General features: G+C 60.6%; 1 protein-coding gene. It reads right to left on the bottom strand.

Going from position 1 to position 320, the window contains the following annotated elements:
• Positions 1 to 320, bottom strand: a 320-nt coding sequence (locus tag H6B10_RS15930) for a molybdopterin cofactor-binding domain-containing protein (RefSeq protein ID WP_204652414.1), incomplete at both ends; no start/stop codon positions are given.

The raw sequence follows: 320 nt of genomic DNA, 5'->3' as shown, positions 1-320 counted from the left end.
GGCTGCCCGTATACAGCGGAATGGACTTATGGCCGGACAGGCCCACCGTGGTGGGACCGTGCTCACTGTAGGCGCCGGTGTTGGACAATGTGTAGACATCCAGTGCGCGGATCTTGCCGTTGTTGTCGGCGCCCAGCCGCACATGTACCTCCATCTCATGCCGGGGGCTGCCTGCGATCTGGCATTCCTCCCGGGTATAGATCATCCGGGCAGCCCGGCCGGTCTTCCAGGTGACAAAAGCCGGGTAGATTTCGGCCACCATGGTCTGTTTGGCACCAAAGCCGCCGCCGATGCGGGGTTTTTCCACATGAATTTTGGAT

Origin of the sequence: Gemmiger formicilis (genome assembly GCF_016901605.1) — a bacterium.
GTDB lineage: Bacteria > Bacillota > Clostridia > Oscillospirales > Ruminococcaceae > Gemmiger > Gemmiger formicilis_B.
Note: the sequence above shows the minus strand (reverse complement) of the source record. Positions and strands in the feature narration are given on the sequence as shown.